This is a genomic window from Savagea faecisuis (genome assembly GCF_042675605.1).
GTDB lineage: Bacteria > Bacillota > Bacilli > Bacillales_A > Planococcaceae > Savagea > Savagea faecisuis.
On the sequence record NZ_JBHTJF010000033.1, the window covers coordinates 21,321 to 44,825 of the forward strand.

The 23,505-nt window shown below is 42.7% G+C and carries 25 protein-coding genes; 18 read left to right on the forward strand and 7 right to left on the reverse strand.

All coding sequences use genetic code 11. From position 1 onward, the window contains the following. Positions 1 to 81: 81 nt before the first annotated feature. Positions 82 to 810 carry a helix-turn-helix transcriptional regulator gene (locus tag ACFQ0V_RS09205; RefSeq protein WP_381012556.1) on the forward strand — a complete coding sequence of 243 codons (729 nt, stop codon included), beginning with the start codon at positions 82 to 84 and terminating at the stop codon, positions 808 to 810. Here ACFQ0V_RS09205 and ACFQ0V_RS09210 read toward each other — a convergent pair. Further along, positions 803 to 1,240 (reverse strand): VanZ family protein, encoded by a 438-nt coding sequence (locus ACFQ0V_RS09210; RefSeq protein ID WP_381012559.1) that lies wholly within the window; start codon positions 1,238 to 1,240, stop codon positions 803 to 805. The genes ACFQ0V_RS09205 and ACFQ0V_RS09210 overlap by 8 nt on opposite strands. A gap of 182 nt (positions 1,241 to 1,422) precedes the next feature. Here ACFQ0V_RS09210 and ACFQ0V_RS09215 point away from each other — a divergent pair, with 182 nt between their 5' ends. Then, a complete protein-coding gene (locus ACFQ0V_RS09215) occupies positions 1,423 to 1,632 on the forward strand; it encodes a hypothetical protein (protein ID WP_381012562.1) in 210 nt (69 codons plus the stop codon). Positions 1,633 to 1,672: 40 nt separating this feature from the next. Here the strand turns inward: ACFQ0V_RS09215 and cyoE are convergent, their stop codons facing one another. Further along, the gene (gene cyoE, locus ACFQ0V_RS09220; RefSeq protein ID WP_381012565.1) at positions 1,673 to 2,569 is read right to left on the reverse strand and encodes a heme o synthase; all 897 of its coding nucleotides are present in this window, start codon (positions 2,567 to 2,569) and stop codon (positions 1,673 to 1,675) included. Positions 2,570 to 2,741: 172 nt separating this feature from the next. Between cyoE and ACFQ0V_RS09225 the strand changes: the two genes are divergently transcribed. The 13 genes from ACFQ0V_RS09225 (at position 2,742) to ACFQ0V_RS09285 (ending at position 15,528) form a co-directional block, all read left to right on the forward strand. Beyond that, complete coding sequence (locus tag ACFQ0V_RS09225; protein WP_381012568.1) at positions 2,742 to 3,467, forward strand: MBL fold metallo-hydrolase; 726 nt, start codon at positions 2,742 to 2,744, stop codon at positions 3,465 to 3,467. Positions 3,468 to 3,486: 19 nt separating this feature from the next. Further along, on the forward strand, positions 3,487 to 3,822 hold the full coding sequence (locus tag ACFQ0V_RS09230; RefSeq protein ID WP_381012571.1) for a zinc ribbon domain-containing protein YjdM: 336 nt from the start codon (positions 3,487 to 3,489) through the stop codon (positions 3,820 to 3,822). 309 nt (positions 3,823 to 4,131) lie between these two features. Continuing rightward, positions 4,132 to 4,863, forward strand: a complete 732-nt coding sequence (locus tag ACFQ0V_RS09235) for an AzlC family ABC transporter permease (RefSeq protein WP_381012574.1) — start codon at positions 4,132 to 4,134, stop codon at positions 4,861 to 4,863. Beyond that, the gene (locus ACFQ0V_RS09240; RefSeq protein WP_381012576.1) at positions 4,833 to 5,153 is read left to right on the forward strand and encodes an AzlD domain-containing protein; all 321 of its coding nucleotides are present in this window, start codon (positions 4,833 to 4,835) and stop codon (positions 5,151 to 5,153) included. Before ACFQ0V_RS09235 ends, ACFQ0V_RS09240 begins: the two co-directional genes overlap by 31 nt. Before the next feature lie 77 nt (positions 5,154 to 5,230). Then, positions 5,231 to 5,506: a hypothetical protein gene (locus ACFQ0V_RS09245; protein WP_381012579.1), complete on the forward strand. Its 276-nt coding sequence runs from the start codon at positions 5,231 to 5,233 to the stop codon at positions 5,504 to 5,506. Between the two features lie 44 nt (positions 5,507 to 5,550). Next, positions 5,551 to 6,840, forward strand: a complete 1,290-nt coding sequence (locus tag ACFQ0V_RS09250; protein ID WP_381012582.1) for a murein hydrolase activator EnvC family protein — start codon at positions 5,551 to 5,553, stop codon at positions 6,838 to 6,840. A 164-nt stretch (positions 6,841 to 7,004) separates the two neighbouring features. Then, positions 7,005 to 8,504, forward strand: coding sequence for an amidase family protein (locus ACFQ0V_RS09255; RefSeq protein WP_449329115.1), 1,500 nt, complete (start codon positions 7,005 to 7,007; stop codon positions 8,502 to 8,504). A gap of 21 nt (positions 8,505 to 8,525) precedes the next feature. After that, positions 8,526 to 9,860 carry an FAD-dependent oxidoreductase gene (locus ACFQ0V_RS09260; protein ID WP_381012588.1) on the forward strand — a complete coding sequence of 445 codons (1,335 nt, stop codon included), beginning with the start codon at positions 8,526 to 8,528 and terminating at the stop codon, positions 9,858 to 9,860. A 76-nt stretch (positions 9,861 to 9,936) separates the two neighbouring features. Further along, a complete protein-coding gene (locus tag ACFQ0V_RS09265) occupies positions 9,937 to 11,697 on the forward strand; it encodes an ABC transporter transmembrane domain-containing protein (RefSeq protein ID WP_381012619.1) in 1,761 nt (586 codons plus the stop codon). Further along, positions 11,690 to 13,468 carry an ABC transporter ATP-binding protein gene (locus ACFQ0V_RS09270; protein WP_381012591.1) on the forward strand — a complete coding sequence of 593 codons (1,779 nt, stop codon included), beginning with the start codon at positions 11,690 to 11,692 and terminating at the stop codon, positions 13,466 to 13,468. The genes ACFQ0V_RS09265 and ACFQ0V_RS09270 overlap by 8 nt, the downstream gene beginning before the upstream one ends. A 290-nt stretch (positions 13,469 to 13,758) precedes the next feature. Further along, entirely contained in the window at positions 13,759 to 14,082 is a 324-nt protein-coding gene (locus ACFQ0V_RS09275; RefSeq protein WP_194561983.1) for a thioredoxin family protein, read from the forward strand. A gap of 6 nt (positions 14,083 to 14,088) precedes the next feature. Continuing rightward, entirely contained in the window at positions 14,089 to 14,595 is a 507-nt protein-coding gene (locus ACFQ0V_RS09280; protein ID WP_194561982.1) for a CcdC family protein, read from the forward strand. A 48-nt stretch (positions 14,596 to 14,643) separates the two neighbouring features. Further along, positions 14,644 to 15,528, forward strand: a complete 885-nt coding sequence (locus ACFQ0V_RS09285) for a tyrosine-type recombinase/integrase (protein WP_381012595.1) — start codon at positions 14,644 to 14,646, stop codon at positions 15,526 to 15,528. 43 nt (positions 15,529 to 15,571) lie between these two features. Here ACFQ0V_RS09285 and ACFQ0V_RS09290 read toward each other — a convergent pair whose 3' ends face one another. Next, positions 15,572 to 15,994 (reverse strand): DUF2621 family protein, encoded by a 423-nt coding sequence (locus tag ACFQ0V_RS09290; protein WP_381012621.1) that lies wholly within the window; start codon positions 15,992 to 15,994, stop codon positions 15,572 to 15,574. A gap of 269 nt (positions 15,995 to 16,263) precedes the next feature. Between ACFQ0V_RS09290 and ACFQ0V_RS09295 the strand changes: the two genes are divergently transcribed. Together ACFQ0V_RS09295 and ACFQ0V_RS09300 are read left to right on the forward strand one after the other, a co-directional pair. Further along, complete coding sequence (locus ACFQ0V_RS09295; RefSeq protein WP_381012598.1) at positions 16,264 to 16,863, forward strand: SCO family protein; 600 nt, start codon at positions 16,264 to 16,266, stop codon at positions 16,861 to 16,863. 21 nt (positions 16,864 to 16,884) lie between these two features. Next, positions 16,885 to 17,562 (forward strand): lytic transglycosylase domain-containing protein, encoded by a 678-nt coding sequence (locus ACFQ0V_RS09300; protein ID WP_381012601.1) that lies wholly within the window; start codon positions 16,885 to 16,887, stop codon positions 17,560 to 17,562. Between the two features lie 129 nt (positions 17,563 to 17,691). Here ACFQ0V_RS09300 and ACFQ0V_RS09305 read toward each other — a convergent pair whose 3' ends face one another. From ACFQ0V_RS09305 to ACFQ0V_RS09315, 3 genes are all read right to left on the reverse strand, one after another. Beyond that, a complete protein-coding gene (locus tag ACFQ0V_RS09305; RefSeq protein WP_381012604.1) occupies positions 17,692 to 18,435 on the reverse strand; it encodes a beta-ketoacyl-ACP reductase in 744 nt (247 codons plus the stop codon). A 147-nt stretch (positions 18,436 to 18,582) separates the two neighbouring features. Beyond that, positions 18,583 to 18,837 (reverse strand): GlsB/YeaQ/YmgE family stress response membrane protein, encoded by a 255-nt coding sequence (locus ACFQ0V_RS09310; RefSeq protein ID WP_381012607.1) that lies wholly within the window; start codon positions 18,835 to 18,837, stop codon positions 18,583 to 18,585. A 438-nt stretch (positions 18,838 to 19,275) separates the two neighbouring features. Further along, a complete protein-coding gene (locus ACFQ0V_RS09315) occupies positions 19,276 to 19,821 on the reverse strand; it encodes a cysteine hydrolase family protein (RefSeq protein WP_381012609.1) in 546 nt (181 codons plus the stop codon). Positions 19,822 to 20,091: 270 nt separating this feature from the next. Here ACFQ0V_RS09315 and acnA point away from each other — a divergent pair, with 270 nt between their 5' ends. Further along, a complete protein-coding gene (acnA, locus tag ACFQ0V_RS09320) occupies positions 20,092 to 22,812 on the forward strand; it encodes an aconitate hydratase AcnA (protein ID WP_381012612.1) in 2,721 nt (906 codons plus the stop codon). 43 nt (positions 22,813 to 22,855) lie between these two features. Here the strand turns inward: acnA and ACFQ0V_RS09325 are convergent, their stop codons facing one another. Then, positions 22,856 to 23,275 (reverse strand): hypothetical protein, encoded by a 420-nt coding sequence (locus ACFQ0V_RS09325; protein ID WP_381012615.1) that lies wholly within the window; start codon positions 23,273 to 23,275, stop codon positions 22,856 to 22,858. Between the last annotated feature and the right edge of the window lie 230 nt (positions 23,276 to 23,505).

Sequence of the window (23,505 nt, forward strand, 5' to 3'; positions counted from 1 at the left end):
GTTTTTTCGTATTGAAAAAGTGAGAAAAGTCCGTTATACTTCATGATAGTGAGAATCATTATCAATAAAGGAGGTGAAATTATGTACTTTGAGAAGAAAAAGAAATGGACGCCGAACGATCATCATTTACTGTTCGTCTTTCGAGGGTCCATCATCGTTCAATTTGCGACGCATTCGATTCAATTTAAAGAAGGGGAATGTTATGCGATTGAAAAAGAGAGTCAGTTGAAGGAGATTCGTCATGACGGAGGAGCGGATTATGCATTGTATGCCTTCCAGTTCGTCGGGGAAGAAGATGTTCTCAATTGGCCGATTATTCGCTATACTCCTGACAAATTGCGCTCTGCTTTGAGACAAATTGAAGCGACGTATGCGAAAGGACAGCCTTTACTGTTCCAAAAAGAAGTGTTTGATTTTATTTATTTAATTCATCAACAAAAAGATCGTCGCAGTCGTCAATGCATCCATCAAATGGAACACATTCGAGAATTTATCGACCAAAACTTTGCGGATGCTTTAACGTTGCAACAGATGGCCGATCACTTCTATATGAGTCCGAACCATTTAAACGAGCTGTTTAAAGAACGTTACGGGATGACCGCGATGGCTTATGTGACGGAACGCCGCATTACGATGGCGAAGTTTTTACTCGCGCGCAATGTGTACCGTGTCCGTGATATCTCGCATAAAGTCGGCTACGATGATGAATTTTACTTCAGTCGTAAGTTTAAACACGAAACGGGGATGACGCCTACGCAATTCGCGAGAAAAGCGAAGCATGATCCCCAGTATGACGTGCTTCCTATGTAGTCCTGCTGCGCAACCTTTGGATGAGTGCGAAGAAGACTAACATCGTGAAAGCACCTGCGCTGTCGAGTACGACGTCTTGGATCATACCTCCCCGGCCAGGGATGAATGATTGATGCCATTCGTCGAAACAAGCGACGAGCACAGTGATGAAAAAAGCGAGCGCATAACGACGGACAGCGTACAGTGCAGTGAGCGCAATCGCACCAAAATAAAAGAAGTGCATCATTTTACGTGCGATAAAGCGCAACAAGCCATTGACACCACGCGTTTCTGTCGAAATGTCTCCGCCCCAAAACGTAATGTGGATGTTATGAAGCCAAGCAAAATCAACGATAGGCTCACTCTCATCAACGATGGGCGGTCCCCCAGGTTGATGAGAACTCCACGTTACAAGTATAACGAGTAGTATAAAAGGAATCCAACGTTTCACAATAAACACCTTTCATGAAATAGCGATCGTCCGATGACGGTCGCTATTTTTCTTTATCTCTTCACTGTATCACCATTTCCATCACTTGAAAAACATTTCGATTGTCACACATTGCATTCACAAAGTTTTTGAAAACTTCACAAATGAACGTTAAAATGCTTGTTGAAAGAGGTGTTCGATTGATGAATACATTGTTACTCGTCGGTTTATTCGTCTTATTCGTCGGTCCTTTAGTCGTCGCTTACTTCGTCTATAAATTTATGATGAAACGCATTAAAGAACATGAAGCGTCACAAGAGGAAGAAGTGCCAGCTACAACATCGAATCGCGCTTTGCAAAAAAGGATAGAACAACTCGAGCGCCGAGTAGACGAATTGGAAAAAAGAAAATAAAAATGCTGCAACACGAACCGTCGTGTGCAGCATTTTTCATTTAGAAAATGAATTGAATCCCGATATAAATAATGATCGCTGTAAATAAAATTGTTAAATGAATGAGCGAGTAGAAAAATAACACCGTCGCCCAACCGTACGCATCTTTTTTGCGATAACTCGTATAACTCATATACAACCAGATGAGCGATAAGACGAAGGCGAGGCCTGTCATGAAATAACTGATCGGAATGAAAAGAAAACTTGATAATACGAGTAAAACTAAGTAAAATTGAGTCTGTTTATATGTACGTTCCATCCCTTTCGCTACAGGAAGCATCGGTACATGTGCCGCTTTATAATCGTCGTGCTTGCGAACTGCAATCGCATAGAAATGTGGCATTTGCCAAAGGACCATGACGATGAACAATGCCCATAAGCCGATGTCATTCAAGTCACTTGTGATCGCCGTCCATCCAATTAAAGGAGGCATCGCACCTGATAATGCGCCGACCTCTGTATTCCAAATGGTACGACGCTTCGTCCACATCGTATAAGGGAATATATAAAGGAATAGTCCAAGTAGTCCAAGAATCATCGCGAGTGGGGAAGCGAAGTATAAACTGAGCGCCCCGATAAGGGTGAAGCTAATGCCGATTGTCCAAACGGACGCATTTGAAAATTCACCCGTCACAGTCGGTCTCTTTTTCGTCCGCTCCATGATCGCGTCAATATCCGCATCATATAAGTTGTTAAAAGCGCCCGCTGCGCCGATAATGAGAGCCGAGCCGACTCCCGCAAAAAGTAAATCATAAATATACTCACTGAAAGGAGCATTCATTCGATAAAGGGCCATCATCGCACCCGCGAACAACGGAATGAGGTTCGATTTAATAATTCCCGTTTTCACGACTTGCGCAAAAAGCGATGGTTCTTTTTTTACACGTTGCTTACTCACGTTACGACTCCTTTCGTCTAGTTCAATCTTTTTTCACACATAATCGATAGATATCGTATCGACTATTAAATGAAATGTCAAGAAACGATACACTCCCCCTATCGTAACGCTTGCAACATGAATAAAACATGAACAAATTGTGAAGAATTCAAATAAAGAAAGCAGGATTTTTATGTCAGCAATCATTCCATTGAAAATAAAATACGAATACGAAAATCGTCCATATTTTTTATACCCGACCGTTATTAAAGGAAAGAAGAAACATATTCTCGTCAATCTCGGTTACCCAGGTTCACTCCCGCTCATTGAAGAAGCACTGCGCCAAGAAGGCATCGAGCCGAAAACGATCCGCACCGTCTATTTCACGCATCACCATGATGAAGCGATCGGAGCGGCGGCAGAATGGAAGAAAAAATATTGGCGCACGAAATTTATGACATCGATTGAAGAAGCACCATTTATTGACGGACGCAAAAAGCCGTTCAAAGTCGAACAAGCGGAGCAGTTATTAGAAGCGGCAGAAGACGAATTGCAAGAACAGACCGCAGCGCAATATATGGTCGCACTCGCAAGCATTCCTCCGGTCAAAATCCACCGCACCGTAGCGGACGGCAACCGACTACCCGTCGAAACAGTGGCGGAAGTGATCGCGACACCGGGTCAGACGGTAGGACATACGTCCATTTACTGCCCGGAAGAAAACATCGTCATCGCCGGAGAAGCGGCAGCGAAAGAGAAGAGTTACATTACGATTGGAGATATGAATACAGCGCTCGACTTAAAAGAAGCGTCTGAATCACTGGAAAAAATGATTCATCTCGATCCGGAAATGATTATTTGTTATAAAACAGGCATCTTTGCTAAAAGTGAAGAGACCGAGTATACTGAACAAGATTAACAAAAAAGGAGTGAATGGCATGAGCTTACCAAACTGTCCTGAGTGTAATAGTGAATACACTTATGAAGACCGTCATTTAATCGTTTGTCCAGAATGTGCGCATGAATGGGACCCGAACGCTGCCCCAGAAGAAGAGGCAGGACCTGTTTACAAAGATGCATTCGGCAATATTTTACAAGACGGCGATACGGTAACGGTCATTAAAGATTTAAAAGTAAAAGGCAGTTCTAACCCAATCAAACAAGGAACAACAGTGAAGGACATCCGTCTTAAAGAAGGCGATCATGACATTGACTGTAAAGTACCAGGTTTCGGCGCAATGGAACTGAAAACACAATTTGTGAAAAAGATTTAATGTTCAATGAAAACTGTAGGAAGGCTAGATCTTCCAGCAGTTTTTTATTTTATACAATAACAATTTTCTCGAAATAAATGAATGGATGTGTAACTATTTCGGTTATCGAATCATTCATTCGTAGCGTTTCTGCACGATTCCACTTCATAAATTCAGTATATTCTGATATATTATGACGATAATAAAAACAGTCTTATCCAATCGTGAAAGTATTATGTATATTTATTCACTTGTTGACGGATGAGAGTACGTATAATATTATATTCACATGTTATATATCAGTATAAATATACATGAGGAGGGAACGAGTTGACACAAGCATGTACGAACCGAGACCAATTTATGCTCGGGGTAAAAGATTGTATGCCGACCGTGCTCGGTTATTTAAGTGTCGGTTTCGCAGCGGGTGTTGTGGAATATACGGCAGGGCTTAACATTTTCGAAATTTTATTATTATCTTTATTGCTTTATGCAGGAGCAGGTCAGTTCGTTGTCGCAGGGTTACTCATTGCGGGGGCTCCTACGTTTACAATTATTTTAACGGTGTTCATCATTAATATGAGACACTTTTTACTTAGTGCTGTGCTCGCGCCAGCATTTAAAAATAATACGACGTGGCAAAACGTCGGAACTGGCTTTTTATTAACGGACGAAACATTCGGTGTCGCCGCAAACGAAATGACCCGCTCCGGTGGAAAAATTAACTACTACTGGATGCAAGGATTAAACATTACGGCGTATGCTAACTGGGTGCTCGCGAACTTACTCGGTGGTATTTTAGGGAAATGGATTACCGATCCATCAACATTCGGACTCGACTTTGCGCTTGCTGGAATGTTCATCGGTTTACTCGTCTTGCAAATTTCATCGCAAGCGAACTTGCGCACGGATATTTTTGTCATTCTCGCATCAATTATCTTTACGATTGGAAGCACGCCATATGTACCCGTCGGTTTGAACGTTATGGTCGGAGCATCACTCGCTGCAGTCGTTGGAATGGGGGTAGAAAAATGGCGATCGACACAACCGTCCTCATCATAATTATCGGCAGTATGATCGTTACGGCATTACCTCGTATTTTGCCGATTACGATTTTAAGTCAAGTCGATTTACCAAATTGGTTTATGAACTGGTTGAAGTACATACCGCTTGCGATTTTAACAGCGATTCTCGTCCAAGAAATCGTACCGCTCGGAGAAGGTGAAACGTGGAATCCTGCGCACCTCGTCGGAACAATCGTAGCCTTCATCGTCGGCTTCTGGACGAAAAGTTTGCTTTGGACCGTCATCGCCGGCATGATCACCGTCGTCCTCATGAACTTTTTCGTGTAACGTGATAGAATCATACGTAAGAAAGAAGTCGGATTGCGCGTGGTGCAGTCCGATTTTTTGTGTAGGAGGGATTTTAGATGGATACGAGACGATGTACGGAATGTGGACGAGAAACGACAGGTCCACTGAAACATTATGTGACGGAGCAATTTGAATGGCGTTCAGTTTGTGAAGAGTGTTTACAAAAAGTGACGGATCGTAAATACGGAGCCATTGAATCAAAAAGAGGAAAATTACAGCCGATTTCGAAAAATAGTAAGCGAATGAACGGCTATTTGCAAAAATCGTTACGTATTTCATCCTTTATGCTCATCATTTTTCTCATAATCTTCATCATTCAACGGCTCACTTAATGGTATACTAGTCATAAGTATGAATGAAAGGTAGAGGAAGAAGAATGCGAATTCGTATCGTTTGGCTCACTTGTCTTTTTTTTATTTGTGCGCAATTACCGCTCGCTCATGCTGTTTCTTTTAAAGAATTGCAGTTGGAACAACGTCAAACCGAACAACGCAAACTTCAACTTCAAGTAGAAAAGAAAGCACTTGACCAAAAAGTAGCTCAAAAAGAACAGCAACTAAAAGAAAAATTAGATAAGCTGAATGAACTAGAAAAAGAACGAAAAGCTATTGAACTTGATATTCAACAAACAGAAGCACAATTGTTAGAGCAGTTCGCTGTATTAGATGATATACGAGAAGAATTAGATGATATACAGGCGCTCTACGATGAACGTAAAAAAATTGCCGATCAACGTCTCATCGCTTTACAAAAACATGACCGACAACTAAACTACGTCGACATTTTACTTGGATCAGCGAATATTTTAGACTTTTTCAAGCGTATTGAAGGGGTCAACTTATTTTTGCAAGTCGATCGTGATTTAATGGCGACGATGAATGAAGAGAAAGAACAAATTGAAGAGCAACAATATGTCGAACAGCAAGCACTTCAAGCGATAGAATCGTCGAAGGAATTACTAGAAGTGCAACGTGATTTTGCGAAATTACATGAAAAACGTCAGCGTGAACTCGTAGCAGAATTAAAACAAGCGTTCGATGCATTAACATCTGAACAACAAAAAGTGACACAACGCTATGAAACGGATATTGCACGCTTGAAAGTAATCGATGAAGAAATGGCGGAATTAGTGAAGCGTCAACGACCACCAACTATCATTTATCCACAGCAAGGCGCAAGTAACACAACACCGAGCACTTCTGGAGGGCGTCCAGAAAACGTTACGCTTGCGTGTGGAGATACGATTGGTGATGCCTTTTTCAATAAATTGAATGCATCGGGTAAATTAGCCGGGCAAGGTCCCCTCATCATTCGCATCGCGGAAAAACATAATATCGACCCGGTCATTTTCGCAGCGATTACGATTCACGAAACAGGGCATGGGACGAGCAAAGCGATTCGGGAATACAACAACCCTGGGGGCATGATGAACCCGAAGACGAACTGGTCGACGTTAATTCGTTACAATTCCCTTGAACAAGGACTCGACGCAACGGCGCGCACGATTTCTCGATTGATGAATAAAGGCGGATTGAAAACGATCGAACAACTCGGAGCTGTATATGCGCCCATTGGAGCGGCAAACGATCCATCGAACTTGAATCGTCACTGGGCACCGAGTGTGAAAAAATTTATTAATGAAATGGGCGGCTACCGCTGTTCTTAGATATTACACATAGACTTCTTTGCGAAGGAGTCTATGTTTTTTTTATGAAATATGTTGAAAATGACAGAAAGTATAGAGAAAAGAATAAATTTGATAAAATATGATAAAATGAATGAAGTGATTTTTCTAAACGTTAATGCCACATGAAAAAGGGGATGATCGAATTGAAACGTCGAGAATATATTCAATATGATGGAGTCGAATTAGCTGCACTCGTTCGAGCGAAAGAAGTCTCTGCTTCGGAACTTGTAGAAGCGAGCATTACACAAGAAAAGAAAGTGAACGGAGCATTGAATGCTGTTGTCCATAATCGTCACGACGAAGCATTACAAGAAGCGAAACGAGTAGAAGGGAAAAGTCCGTTAAGCGGGGTACCCTTTTTACTGAAAGATATTTCACAATCGTTGAAAGGAGCGCGCATTACGTCAGGATCTACTCTTTTTAAAGATTATGTGGCGCCGGAAGAAGCGAACTATACGAAAACATTACGAGAAGCAGGATTTGTGTTTACGGGATTTACGAACACACCTGAATTCGCATTGAAAAATATTACCGAACCACGCCTACACGGCCCGACACGTAATCCGTGGTGTCATAGCCGCTCATCTGGCGGTTCAAGCGGGGGAGCAGCGACAGCGGTCGCGAGCGGAATCGTCCCAATCGCAGGAGCGAGTGATGGGGGAGGTTCGATTCGCATTCCCGCTTCTTTCACTGGTTTAGTCGGACTGAAACCAAGTCGCGGCAAAACGCCAGTCGGACCATCTGTCGGACGCAACTGGCAAGGAGCGGCGATCGATTTCGTTTTAACACGTACCGTTCGCGATGCAGCGGCTGCGCTCGACATTTTACAGACGGTTCAACCAGAAGCTGCATTCCAAACGCCTCTCTATGAACAAGGATATTTACATACGTTGCGCCGTGCACCGACACGTCAGTTGAAATTTGCGTATACGATGGAGTCACCAGTCGGAACACCGGTTAGTGAAGCGGCGAAAGAAGCGATACGACATGTTGTACGCTATATCGAACAAGAGGGGCATATCGTGGAAGAAGTAGATTGGCCTTTCGATGGGGAAGAGCTCATGCGTCACTATTACGCGATGAACTGTGGGGAAATGTCTCACTTATTTCATAATCTTGAACGTCAAATGAATCATCCGCTCACGTTAGAACATGTGGAGATTGAAAGTTGGATGTTAGCAGAAGCAGGCAAAACGATTACGGCACGTGAATATGTCGACAGTTTGCACGCTTGGGATACAGCGGCACGTAACATGTCTCAACTTCATGAAACGTATACATACTTCATGACGCCGACGACAGCGAATACGGCGCCCCCTGTCGGAGAATTGACGCATTCCCCGCGTAAAATGGCACAATTACAAGAAGAAATGTTGCGCGCGACAACGAATGAAGCGCGTCAAGATGCCATTTATGAAATGTTTTTACCGAGCTTAACGTATACACCATTCACACAATTAGCGAATTTAACAGGACAACCTGCCATTTCTTTACCGCTCGCTTCAGATGATGAAGGAATGCCGATCGGGGTTCAATTAATGGCGTTAAAAGGACATGATCATTTATTACTCCGTGCGGCGAGTTATGTCGAGCAATCGGATTTATGGAAAGGATTCCGCAACAATCCTTATTTTCAACAATAATTTAAAAAGGGGTCGAGAACATTGACACATTATGTCATCATTGGTGGAGATGCAGCGGGAATGAGCGCTGCGATGGAAATTGTACGTCACAATCATGAAGCACGTGTGACGACGTTAGAACAAGGAACTGTGTATTCTTACGGGCAGTGTGGTTTGCCGTATGTCATTGACGGTCGCATCGAAAAAGCGGAGCGTGTCATCGCACGTTCCCCCGAAACATTTCGAGATCGTCACGGCATCGATGCGCGCACGAATCATCGCGTGGAATCGATCGATTACGAAGCGAAAGAAGTACACGGAACACATACCGAAACGAATGAAGCCTTTACCGTCCGTTATGACAAGCTATTAATTGCGACAGGTGCGCATCCGCTCGTTCCGTCACTTCACAATAGCGATTTACGTGGTATTCAAGTGTTTAAGACGATTGAACAGACGAAACAGCTCGTCGCAGCGATTGAAGAAAAACAACATGTCACTGTCATCGGTGGAGGGTATATCGGACTGGAAGTAGCAGAGGCGTTAACGCTCGCTGGAAAAGAGGTCCGTCTCATTCAACGCGGGGACCGTTTAGCGAAAAACTTTGATGAAGCGATTTCAGAAGCGATTTTACAAAAAGCGCGTGAACGTGGCATCGAAGTGTTATTAAATGAAGAAGTGACTGGATTTGAAGGTGAAGACGTCGTGCGTGAAGTGACGACAAAAAACGGTGCGTATGCGACAGATTACGTCGTATTAGCACTCGGCGTTCGCCCTGCGACAGCATTTGCACAATCGCCACAACTTCATACGCTAGGAAACGGCGCGATCGTGACGAATGAGCAGATGGAGACGACGATTCCAGACGTCTATGCGGCAGGGGACTGCGCCAGTCATTTCAACCGACTCACTGGAAAGCACGACTACATCCCACTCGGAACGACCGCGAACAAACAAGGACGTGTTGCGGGTCTTGCGATGTGTGGAGAAGATGCGCGCTTTAAAGGGATTGTCGGCACGTCAATCTTCCAATTTTTCGATTATGCAATTGGCGGTACGGGATTAAACGAACGAGCACTTCAAGCGACGAATCGGGATTATGACTCGATTACGCTAACTGCGAATTCCATTGCTGGGTATTATCCAGGCGGCGACAAAGTGACGTTAACGCTTTATTATGATACGTTTACGCGTCACGTACTCGGCGCTCAAATCATCGGTGGAGCGGGTGTGGACAAACGACTCGATGTCATCGCAACTGCATTGTACGCACAATTAACGGTGGAGGATTTACTCGATTTAGATTTAAGTTATGCGCCTCCGTTCAACGGAGTTTGGGACCCGGTTCAACAAATGGCCCGTCGTTTACAACGCTAAAAATACCACTCCAGAGCTTGTTCATGATAGAATGGACAAGCTTTTTTAATTTTAATGAAAGAAAGAGGGGATTGTTCTGAATGTCGTCAAACAATTAGGCTGGTTTTTTAAACAGCGTAAAAAACAATACATTTTTGGGGTTAGTATGCTCATTTTCGTCGCTTTTTTAGCGTTAATTCCACCGAAAATTATCGGACTCGTCATCGATGGGGTAACGGACAATACGTTGACGTCCGAACAACTGACGCGCTGGCTCATCATTTTAGTCATCGCGGGAATCATTATGTACGTCGCTCGTTATTTTTGGCGCGTGATGATTTTCGGTTCGGCTGTTTATTTAGCCCGTACGTTACGTGAACAATTATTCGTTCACTTTACGAAAATGTCGTCATCCTTTTATCAAAAGCGCCGTGTTGGGGATTTAATGGCCCATGCGACGAACGATATTAACGCCGTGCAACAAACAGCAGGTATGGGGGTACTCACACTCGTCGATTCTCTTGTGACGGGAACGGTCGTCATTTTGACGATGGGCTTTACGATTAGTTGGAAATTAACGATTATCGCGCTCATCCCGCTCCCCATTATGATTTTACTGACGAGTTATTACGGTCGCTTACTTCGCGATCGGTTCCGTTACGCGCAAGAAGCGTTTTCGGATTTGAATGATAAAACACAGGAAAGTATTTCAGGAATTGAAGTCATTAAAACATTTGGACAACAAAAACAAGATATCGATGACTTTACAAATTTATCGACGAAAGTCGTCGAAAAAAATATGCGTGTCGCACGCGTCGATGCTTTGTTTGACCCGACGATTAGCGGAATTTTTGCGGTGTCATACATTTTATCTTTCGTTTTCGGAACGCGCTTCATCATTGACGGACAGATGACAATCGGTGATCTCGTTGCGTTCAGTACGTATTTAGCGGCACTCATTTGGCCGATGTTGGCATTTGGCTTTTTGTTCAACATCGTCGAGCGAGGAAGTGCGTCGTATACGAGAATTCAACAACTGTTTGATGTCGATCCAGAAATCGTTGACGTACCGAATGCGATCGACGAACGTCCTGTCGGAGACCTCCATTTCGACGTGAAACAATTCCGTTATCCAGGAGCGGAAGAAACGACATTACACGACGTTTCATTCGAGTTGAAACGAGGCGAAACATTAGGCATCGTCGGAAAAACAGGCTCGGGTAAAACGACGATTTTAAAATTGTTAATGCGGGAGTTTGAAGGGTATGACGGAACGATTACGTATGCGGGACATTCGATCGATGCGTATCGTCAACAACGCTTATTAGAATCGATCGGGTACGTACCGCAAGACCATTTCTTATTCTCTACAACGATTCGAGACAATATCGCATTTACAAATCCAGCGACGAATGTCGAACAAATTGAACAAGCAGCGAAACTTGCTTTCATCCACGAAGACATTTTACGTTTGACAGAAGGATATGACACGCTCGTCGGAGAACGCGGCGTCAGTTTATCTGGTGGACAAAAGCAACGTGTGTCGATTGCGCGAGCATTATTGATGGATCCTGAGTTGTTGCTGTTGGATGACTCTTTATCTGCGGTAGATGCGCGTACAGAAGAAGCAATTTTAACGAATTTGCGCAAGACGCGCCAGGACAAAACGAATATTATTACGTCCCATCGTTTAAGCGCGATTCAACATGCGCATCAAATTATCGTCCTCGATGAAGGAACGATCATCGAAAAAGGAACGCATGAACAATTGATGGATCAACGAGGACATTATTACGATATGTACATGTTGCAACAACTCGAACAATCGGTTGAACAAGGAGGTGGTTCGCATGAGTGAAGATAAAACGATTAAATTGACAGCGCGTGAACAATGGCAAGTATTTAAGCGTCTATTCGCTTACGTGGCCCCTCATAAAAAGGAAGTCGCAATCGCGATGACGATGCTTCTTTTATCGATTGCAGGTGGAATTGCGGGACCGCTAATTATTCAGCGGTTTATCGATGATTTCATCACGCCGATGCAATTTCCAAAACAGGAAACAATGACGATCTTTGCGCTCTATGTCGGCATTACGTTAATGCTCGTCGTCTTTAGTTATTTTCAGATGATTCGCTTCCAACATATTGCGCTCAAAATTATTCAACAAATGCGCATCGACGTATTTACGAAAGTGCAAGGACTCGGCATGCGTTATTTCGATGCGACACCAGCAGGAAGTATCGTATCGCGTGTGACGAACGATACGGAATCGATTAAAGAAATGTTCGTCAGCGTCATCGTCACATTCATTTCATCGATTTTAACGCTGATCGGTGTATATATCGCACTCTTTTTCTTAGATGTGAAACTCGCGTTCATCGCCCTGTTACTCCTTCCGTTCTTTTTAGGAATTATGACGATTTACCGGAAGTATAGTGCGGACTTTTATGCCGACTTAAGAGAAAGGCTCAGTCAGTTGAACGCTAAAATTGCAGAGTCGATTTCAGGGATGGGCATGATTCAAACATTCCGCCAAGAAGCACGTATGGCGGATGAATTTAAAGAAATTAACGACAATCATTTCAAAGCGGGATTACGCAACATTAAATTCGACAGTATGTTGCTTGGCCCTGCGATTGATTTATTGTATGCGTTAGCGATTGTCGTCACGCTCGGATATTTCGGGTTCACTTCTATGGAAACAGCGATCGATGTCGGAGTCATTTACGCCTTTACGACATTGCTCGGACGCTTATTCCAACCGGTCCAACAAGTGATGCAACGTTTATCCATCTTCCAACAAGCGCTCGTCTCCGCTTCACGCGTCTTTCGTTTAATGGACGATGAGACGGTAGAACCGAGTCAAACGGGAACGGCGACAAAGCCGATTACAGACGGCGTCATTGAATTTAAAGATGTGTCCTTCTCTTACGACGGGGAACGAGACGTGTTGAAAAACATATCGTTCACTGCGCAAGCAGGCGAAACGGTCGCACTCGTCGGTCATACAGGGAGCGGAAAAAGCTCCATCATTAACTTATTGATGCGCTTTTACGAGTTTGAACGAGGATCGATCACAATTGACGGTCAATCAATCAAGTCGTATCCCGCTTCACAATTGCGTGAAAAAGTCGGACTCGTCTTGCAAGATCCGTTTTTATTTTACGGAACAGTCGCGAGCAATATTCGCTTGCACCATCCAGAAATGGACGATGAGACCGTGCGAGAAGCGGCACAATTTGTCCAAGCGCATCATTTCATCGAACAATTACCGAACGGTTATGAAGAACATGTGACCGAACGCGGTTCGACGTTTTCAAGCGGACAACGTCAATTGATCGCATTCGCGCGAACGATGGCGACGGATCCGAAAATATTAATTCTCGATGAAGCAACAGCGAATATCGATACGGAAACGGAAGTCGCGATTCAAGCGAGCCTTGAAAAAATGCGGAAAGGCCGTACGACGATCGCCATTGCCCATCGACTCAGTACGATTCAAGATGCCGAATTGATCCTCGTGTTACACCAAGGTGAAATTGTCGAACGAGGCACGCATCAACAACTGTTAAGCGAACGAGGTCTTTATTACAAAATGTACCAACTCCAAAACGGACTCGTCGATTAAAAGCGTTCTCTTTTTATTATCCTAAGGGGTCAGTGAAATAACAGAGTAGCATTTAGGTACAGCGTCTTGCTGTACTTTTTTGTATAGGAAAAGATAAAAGGAGAACAATTGTAGCGAAAATAGTACTCATGTCTCTCTGTTTTTAAATGATTGAGCATAAGAAACGCTATTTGTGTACGTTTTTGGTAAAATGGGCGTAACTATCATCTTTTGTGAATATTTATGTCATCGTTCACAATTGTCGTGTATCGTGTATGATGAAAGAGATGAATCGTTTAGGAGGATTAAGGATGCATAAAATTACATCGTATGATGAATGGGTTACTTTATTAGAAGAGCAACCGAAGCTATTATTATTCGTAAAAATTAACGGCTGTTCAGTGTGTGATGGCTTATTACCGCAAGTTGAACCGCTCCAAGAGCAATATCCAGACGTTCCGTTTTACCAAGTGAACGTGTCGGAAGTACAAGAAATTGCGGGACAGTTCTCACTGTTCACAGCACCAGTCGTCTTATTATTTTTACACGGTAAAGAATATGCTCGTTTTGCACGTTTCGTTCAACGCGACGAACTTATGAAACGTCTCGATGAAGTACAGCAATGGGAGGACTAATCGTTCATGCGCCTCGTTGACTTTATTCCATCGTTTTTAAAAGATTTACCACCATCGTTTCTCATCATCGGCTCGACAATTTTCTTTTTAGTGATGGGAACGATGAGTGTGATTGTACGTCAAAAGATCGCGAAACGTCCGATCACCGCTAAAAAAATTATTTTGCCACCTCTTTTCATGTCGACCGGGATGTTGATGTTCGTCTTTGAAGAGTTTCGTGTACCGTGGCTTCAAGTCATTGAAGCGTTCGGCGTCGGTGTATTGTTTTCATTCATTTTAATTAAAACGACGAATTTCCGAAAAGAAGGCGACCAAATTTACGTTCAACCGTCACGTGCATTTTTACTCATTTTAGTCGGGTTACTCATCGTGCGCGTTGTCGCAAAAATGGTATTAAGTTCATCGATTGACGTCGGAGAGCTTGGTGGTATGTTCTTTTTACTCGCATTCGGGATGATCGTGTCATGGCGGATCGGGATGTACCGAAAATATCAACAGTTAGTGAATCAATAGGTGCGCATATCGCGCATTCTATTGATTTTTTCATAAGGAGGAATGGACATGCAGTGTAAAGAAGCAATCGCGCAATATTTATTTCATTTACGAAATTTAAATAAGTCCCCTCATACATTGAAACAATATCGCATCGATTTAGAACAGCTAGCGCAAGCGTTAGATGAAGCGCGTATTGAAGACGTGACGAGTGAAGAATTCAGGCATTTTGCGATTCACTACGAAGACGTCTTACTAGAAGCGGGATTTAAACCGACTTCTGTGCGCCGAAAAATTTCGTCTTTGCGCTCATTCGTGCACTATTTAGCAGTCGCTCACATTATTGAAGAAGATTTTAAGTCCGCTATTTTGCATACGCAACCGTACCAAGTAGAAGTGCGGATTCCTTCGATGACCGAAGTGAGTGCGGTGTATCATCATTATGAAGAACCAGCGGAAATGACGAGTTATGAAGAATGGCTCCCCTTTCGCAACCGCTCCATCGTCCAATTGATGATCGATACAGGGTTGAAAGTAGCCGAAATTAAAAATTTACGCTGGGGACATTTCGACCAAAAAGAACGAAAACTTGCTTTATTACGCAAAAATTTAACGTTTCAATGGATTGATTTAATGGAAAAAACAGTAGAAGATTTACAGCATTACGCGAAGCGGACAGCCGAACTATTTGATTTTGAGTGGGAAGAAGGGCATGCGCTTTACTTTACCGATCGCGGTCTTATGAATGAACCGATGAGTGAGCGGACAGTAGAGCGGGTAGTGGAGCGGGCAACTGCGGGAGAATCGCTCGATGTAAGAGGTTCTGAACTGCGTTATTTTCGTCTATTGCAACGCAGCATTCAAGAAGACCCGGAAGATTTGTTGAAGCATTTCGGATATGCGTCGAAAGAACAAATGATTCAACGTCTTCAACAATTGAAGCCGAAACGATAAAAAAACAAAGCCGAGTAGAGATTCTCTCCATCGACTTTGTTTTTTACTTATCCGCAAGTTCAAATAAGTATTCATATTGACTGAATTCAATTTCTAGTTCCGTTAAGCGTTTGCGCAAAAACTTATGATCACGTTTTGGTGTTGCGGTAATATACCCTTCTAACATATGCTTAAACTCAATTTTAGAAGCACCATCTGCGAGTGCGACCTCTCCGATTTTTGCGGCTATTTTTTGCTTGGCGACCGGGCGGAATAACTCTGGTACAGGGCTGACGAATTCTTCCAGTAATTCTTTTGCCTCGTCATGCCATAAGTGGAGTGATTCATTCACATAATGCTCTTCCCAGTCTAATGTCGACATGCCGTCTTCTTTCGGCAACACTTTTAAAAACTTACGGAACATAAAAAATCCACCGATCGCAAAGAGACCGAGTAGGACGAATACCCAAAATACGATAAATCCCATAAAAATATTATTCGTCGTTCCTAGAACGAATGAAGGGAGTACAGTTGCTATCAAAACAGTCACCTCGATTAATTAATCTCCTTTACATTATAGTCGCTTCTTCCGAAAAAATCACCTTATCGAGAGATAGATGAAGAAAGGATGAAAGAAAAAGTCGATTATTCATCATAACTTCACATATTTACATGAAAATGAAGAAGAATTAACTTATCTCGTCATTAACATCACTCTATGTTAAAATGAATAAAGAAATTTATTGGAGGCTTTGTATGCGTAAACGTTTATTAGTTATGTTTGCTCTCGTTTCAGTTCTGTTAGCAGCTTGTGCACCAGGAGCTTTCAAACCTGATCATAAGTATAAAATAGAAGATTTTACGTTCGATAGTCATCGTGGCGAAAAAGTATCGCTCGATGATTTGAAAGGTGATGTATGGCTTGCGCAGTTCGTCTTTACGAATTGTACGACGGTTTGTTTGCCGATGATGGCGAATATGACTGAGTTGCAAGATATGATGGAAGAAGAAGGATTAAAAGATTATCATATCGTGTCATTTAGCGTAGACCCAGCTGTCGATACACCAGAACGACTAGCGGAATATTTAGAAGGTTACGATCCTGTCGATGAATCGAAATGGGAAATGTTAACAGGATATTCTCAAGAGTTTATTGAGAAATTTGCGGTCGATTCATTCCGCCAAATCGTTATCGATGACCCGGAAAGTGACCAAGTCATTCATGGAACAGCTTTTGTATTAGTGAATCAAGAAGGTGTCGCAGTGAAAACTTACGGTGGCGTGCAGTTTGATGGCACACGTGAAGAACACTTCGGTCAAATCATTGAAGATATGAAAAAATTACAACAGTCATAAACGGAGAAGGGGAGTGTTCCAGTGGCCCATCAAAAAAAGAAAAAATCATTATTGAAACGGCTCATTTTTTTAGTAGCGACAGTAGCAGTTGTCGTATACGGAACACTCGCTATTCTCGTCTTTACTTTTGAAAAAAGTGGCATCATTCAAAAAGCCGCTCACGTCGTCATGGATGAAGTGCAAGTTTTAACAGGTGGTTTGACAATGCCGACCGAATATATTTCGATTTACCAAGCGGCTGCGGAAGAGTATGACATTCCGTGGACCTTGCTTGCGGCAGTTCACCGTATCGAAACCCGCTTTTCTACGATGTCTACACTCATTTCTCCAGTAGGAGCGGAAGGGCATATGCAATTTATGCCTTGTACATTCGTCGGGTGGAGTCATCCGAGTTGTTCGGGACTCGGACAAGGAGAGATTCCGGAAAAAGATAAAACAAATCCAGACGTCATTGCACAGTATGGAGGGTACGGGGTCGATGCGAATGGAGACGGCATTGCTGATCCATTCGACATTGAAGATGCGATCTATTCGGCTGCTCACTATTTATCACGAAGTGGAGCAGCGGAAGGCGATCTAAAAAAAGCATTGTTCAACTACAACCGTAGCGATCAATACGTATCTGATGTGTATGCGTTTTATGAAGAATTTGAAGAAATGCGCGACCAATTAGAAGGATTGGCCGCTGCAGAAAACTAAAAACACTCCTACCCGGGAGAGATGGGTGGGAGTGTTATTTTGTCTACATCTCACGAAATCTATTGTTGGCGATACATTGGGAGTGTAGTCGTCAAACATTCCATTCGTTTCGCTGCACATGTAGACAAATTACATAATGATGGCACCGTCGACATGCAATGTATGTCCGTGAATATAGCTTGATTCATCCGAAGCTAAAAAGACGTAAGCATTCGCAATATCTTCCGGCTTACCGAGACGGCCGAGCGGAATCATTTGCGTCATTTTTTCAATGACTGTATCCGGCATCTTTTCGACCATAGGCGTTAATGTAAACCCTGGCGCAACCGCATTGACATTAATGTTGTGGCGCCCGAGTTCTTTTGCCCACGTCTCCGTCATACCGACGACCGCAGCTTTAGAAGCGGCGTAGTTCGTCTGTCCGAAGTTGCCGTAAACGCCACTAACAGATGTCGTATTAATAATCTTTCCACTTTTTTGCGCGATCATATGCGGAACGACTTGTTGCGTACAATAGAAAACGCCCGTCGTATTCACTTGGAGCACATCGTGAAATTGCTCCGCCGTCATTTTCGTCAACTGAGCATCTTGCGTAATGCCTGCATTATTAATTAAAATATCGAGCGTGCCGAAACGTTCGACAATTTGCGTGACAACTTGTTGCACGTTTTCCAAGGAACGCACGTCTAACTTATACGTTTGGAACGCATCGAACCCTTCAGCTTGTAGTTCGGTAGCGAAAGTTTCGAGCGCATGCTCATCATAGTCGACAATCGCTACGACCGCTCCTTCTTGTAAAAATCGACGGACTGTTGCTTTGCCGATTCCACCACTGCCTCCTGTAATCATTGCCACTTTATTTTGTAAGCGCATACAAGACCTCCTAATTAAAAACGTTCTCGCATTTGAATTTGATTATAACATAGGTAAACGAGTAACGAAAACGTTTTCTTTCTATATTTTTTCGGTATAAACGAGAAAAAACGAGGGAAGGCTGAATCCTCCTCTCGTTTTTTTCACTTATGCACGGTTCATAGATTTTAATATTAAGCTTAAAATCGCAACGAGCACGATCGCACCGATCAATGCTGGAACGATGTAGAAGTCAGAAACTTTTGGACCCCAAGCGCCTAATAAGTTTCCGCCAATCCAAGCTCCGATAATTCCGGCGATAATGTTACCAGGAATACCGAACGGAATGTCTTTCCCTAAAATTGCACCGGCTAACCAACCTAAAATACCTCCGATAATTAAATACCATAAGAAACTTAACATATTCTCCATCTCCTTTTTTATAAAACAAGTATGATTGCTTGTAACTTATGTATACCACCTTCACAAAATACGAAACATATAAATTTTAAAAAAATGAAGAAATACTTAATGTGTAAAGCGATGCTCGACAAATTGGAGGAGATGAGCTATAATGAAAGAATGTATGAAAAGGAACAAAATGTACGTAATCTGGCAATCTGTTTTCAATTTTTGAAGACACTTATTCACACTGGCGCAGTTATAGGACTGCAAGGACGCAAAAGTAGGTAGGGTTTGCGTTGCTTAAGGATAGAAGATCAAAACAGAACATCGCACCGCGGCTGTGGGACGAAACGTTCACCAAGAAACATATGTAACATGTTTTTATTATTACGAATATGATGACCTAAACAATACTAAAGGGGTAGCCTCGCTTATGCGGTGCTACCCCTTGTTCAATTATTCAATCACTTTTGCATTTAAAACGTTTTTGAAATGTTTTAACGCAAATTCATGCGCTTCCATATCAAAACTCGCGACGCCGCCTGTATGCACGACGATATCATACCCTAAGTTGTATGCGTCAATCGCTGTATGCAAAATACAAATATCTGTACAGACGCCCATTAAATGTACCGTGCGAATATTTCGTTCGCGAAGTAAAATGTCTAAATTCGTTCCCGCAAATGCACTGTAGCGTGTTTTATCCATCCAAATGACACGCTCTTTGTTCGCTTCATATAAAGACTGAAGTTCTCCAAACAAATGACGACCTTCTGTTCCTCGAATGTTGTGAGGAGGGAAGAGCGCGGTTTCTGGATGGAACGGATCATTTTCTTCATGGACGTCGTTCGGAATGACGACGAACTGTTCGCGTTCGATAAAATCTTTCGTCGTATCGACGATGTAACGCTCTAACTGTTGACCGGGTAGTCCGCACGTTAATTTTCCGTCTTCTGCGACGAAATCAATCGTATAATCAATAACTAACAATGCTTCTTTCATTTTAAACATTTCTCCTTTAAAAACTTTTATTTTATTATACCATCTGTCATGACACATGTCTTGTTAATGCGTTTCGCTCGTACAACAAAAAGAAAGGAAAGTTTTGTAATTGAGAAAATGAATGTTAAAACAGAAAGGTTATTCGTTTTACTTATCACTACCTATAATTATATTATATTTTACTTATGACATGGAGTATTGTAATATGAGGAGTGAAGAGAGTGTGGTTTATTCCAAAATCGCACTACGTACATAAAGGAGGAATTTAAAATGGCAAAAAGCAATTTGCACAACAGCCGTACATCATTCGATTTAAACGGCAAGACGTACAATTACTACCGCATTAAAGCTTTAGAAGAAGCTGGCGTAGCAAACGTTTCAAAACTCCCTTACTCAGTAAAAGTATTACTTGAATCTGTACTCCGTCAACACGACGGTTATGTCATCCAAGACAGCCACGTAGAAAACTTAGCTAAATGGGGTAAAGATGCGGACAAGGACGCAGAAGTACCATTCAAACCATCACGCGTAATTTTACAAGACTTCACAGGTGTTCCTGTAGTTGTTGACCTTGCAGCACTTCGCTCAGCGATGGCTGAAATGGGTGGAGACCCACAACAGATCAACCCTGAAATTCCGGTTGACCTCGTCATTGACCACTCTGTACAAGTAGACCAATACGGTACGGAAGCGGCATTGAATGCAAACATGAAATTAGAATTCGAACGTAACGCTGAACGTTACCAGTTCTTAAACTGGGCACAGAAAGCATACGACAACTACCGCGCAGTTCCACCAGCGACAGGTATCGTTCACCAAGTTAACTTAGAGTACCTTGCGAACGTTGTACACGCTGTTGAAAACGAAGACGGTACATTCGAAGCATTCCCAGATACATTAGTTGGTACTGACTCACATACGACGATGATCAACGGTATCGGTGTTCTCGGATGGGGTGTTGGTGGTATCGAAGCTGAAGCAGGAATGCTCGGACAACCTTCATACTTCCCAATTCCAGAAGTAATTGGTGTTAAATTAACAGGAGATCTTCCAAACGGAACGACTGCTACTGACTTAGCACTTAAAGTAACTCAAGTATTGCGTGCGAAAGGTGTCGTTGGTAAATTCGTAGAGTTCTTCGGACCAAGCGTAAGCCAATTACCACTTGCTGACCGCGCAACAATCGCAAACATGGCACCAGAATACGGTGCAACTTGTGGTTTCTTCCCAGTTGACGAAGAGTCACTCGACTACATGCGCTTAACAGGCCGCGACGAAGATCACATCGCAGTCGTTAAACAATACTTAATCGAGAACGACATGTTCTTCACACCTGAAAAAGAAGAGCCAGTCTACACAGACGTTGTTGAAATCGATCTTTCAGAAATCGAAGCGAACCTTTCAGGTCCAAAACGTCCACAAGACTTAATTCCACTTTCTAAGTTACAAACTGCATTCCGCGAATCAGTTGTAGCACCAGAAGGTCCACACGGCTTCGGCTTAACGCCAGAAGAATTTGACAAAAAAGGTACGATCGAATTCGCTGACGGAAGCAAAGCTGAAATGAAAACAGGTGATATCGCAATCGCGGCAATCACTTCATGTACAAACACATCTAACCCATACGTTATGTTAGGGGCTGGACTCGTAGCGAAGAAAGCTGTGGAGAAAGGTTTAACACCACCACCACACGTGAAAACTTCACTCGCACCAGGTTCTAAAGTTGTTACAGGTTACTTAGATGATTCAGGTTTAACTGAATACCTTAACCAAATCGGATTCAACACAGTTGGATACGGATGTACAACATGTATCGGTAACTCAGGTCCATTATTACCTGAAATCGAAAAAACAATCGGAGAAAACGACCTTTTAGCAACATCAGTTCTCTCTGGTAACCGTAACTTCGAAGGACGTATTCACCCATTCGTTAAAGCGAACTACTTAGCTTCACCACCACTCGTGGTAGCATATGCACTCGCTGGAACAGTGGACATCGACTTCGAAAAAGACCCAATCGGTCAAGATAAAGACGGCAACGATGTATTCTTCAAAGACATCTGGCCAACAACGGAAGAAGTTCAAGCAGTTGTTAAACAATCTGTTACACCTGAAATCTTCCGCAAAGAATACGAAACTGTTTTCACAGCGAACGAAGCTTGGAACGCAATTGAAACTTCAGACGATCCAATTTACGAATTCGATGAGAAATCAACATATATTCAAAACCCACCATTCTTCCAAGGTCTCTCAAAAGAGCCAGAAGATATTCAAACACTTGAAGGTATGCGTGTTGTTGGTAAGTTCGGTGACTCAATCACGACTGACCACATCTCACCAGCAGGAGCAATCGGTAAAGATACACCAGCTGGAATCTACCTCCGTGAAAACGGCGTAGAGCCACGTAACTTTAACTCTTACGGATCACGCCGTGGTAACCACGAAGTGATGATGCGCGGTACATTCGCAAACATCCGTATCCGTAACCAAATTGCACCGGGTACAGAAGGTGGATTCACAACGTACTGGCCAACAGGCGACGTTATGCCAATCTACGATGCATGTATGAAATACCAAGAACAAGGTACTGGTTTAGTTGTCCTTGCAGGTAACGACTACGGTATGGGTTCTTCACGTGACTGGGCTGCAAAAGGTACAAACCTTCTCGGTATTAAAACAGTTATCGCACAAAGCTACGAGCGTATTCACCGTTCAAACCTTGTCATGATGGGTGTTTTACCACTTCAATTCATGGAAGGCGAATCAGCGGATTCACTCGGCTTAACAGGAGAAGAAGAAATTTCTGTAAATATCGCTGAAGGTGTTAAACCACGCGATATCCTCACTGTAACTGCGAAAGCAAAAGACGGAAAAGTAACAGAGTTCAAAGCTCTTGCACGTTTCGACTCAGAAGTTGAAATCGACTACTACCGTCACGGCGGAATCTTACAAATGGTTCTCCGTAACAAAATTAAAGAAGCTACAAAATAATAATAAAAATCCCTTCGAAGCAATGATGCTCGAGGGGATTTTTTTATCCAATTGCCTTTTTAGGACAAGAGGATTGCGCATGCGGTATTTTCTTTCCCGCTATGTATAAAGTAGCGGTGCCATCTGCTTCGTATTTTTCATAATCGATCGTATAATGTCGTATGATTCTGCCAGAACACTCATCTTCCCACACTTGTTGCCATGCTTTCCAAAAGCCTAACTGTTCTTTCAAAGGGATAGTATACGGAATGTAAGAGGTTTCGGAAATTTCAAATGTACCGTTCGGATCTTCTACACCAAATGCGACAGAATAATCTTCAGTAAAGCGATGTGCATAATGAAAATAACAAACATACATTGGACGAATGGGAGGGGCTGTTTTCCATAATCGTTGCAACTTCATTGTTAACTCAGCATCCGAGAAATTATTCGTACGAATTGACTCACCTAAACGTAGTAACATATGCAAATCCCACCTTTTTCTTCCATAATACGGGGTATTCATATGAATGAACAGTTCATTTTGAACGATTTTTTTGTAAAATTCGCTTTCTTATTTATAGATGAAAATATTGATTTTTTCATTATAATTAAGTCTTTATATATAGATATATGAAACTAAAAGGGTACTGTCAATATTTTTGTGTAAATGACGATTCACCCATTCAAGGTAGTTCATCACGTGTGTATTCA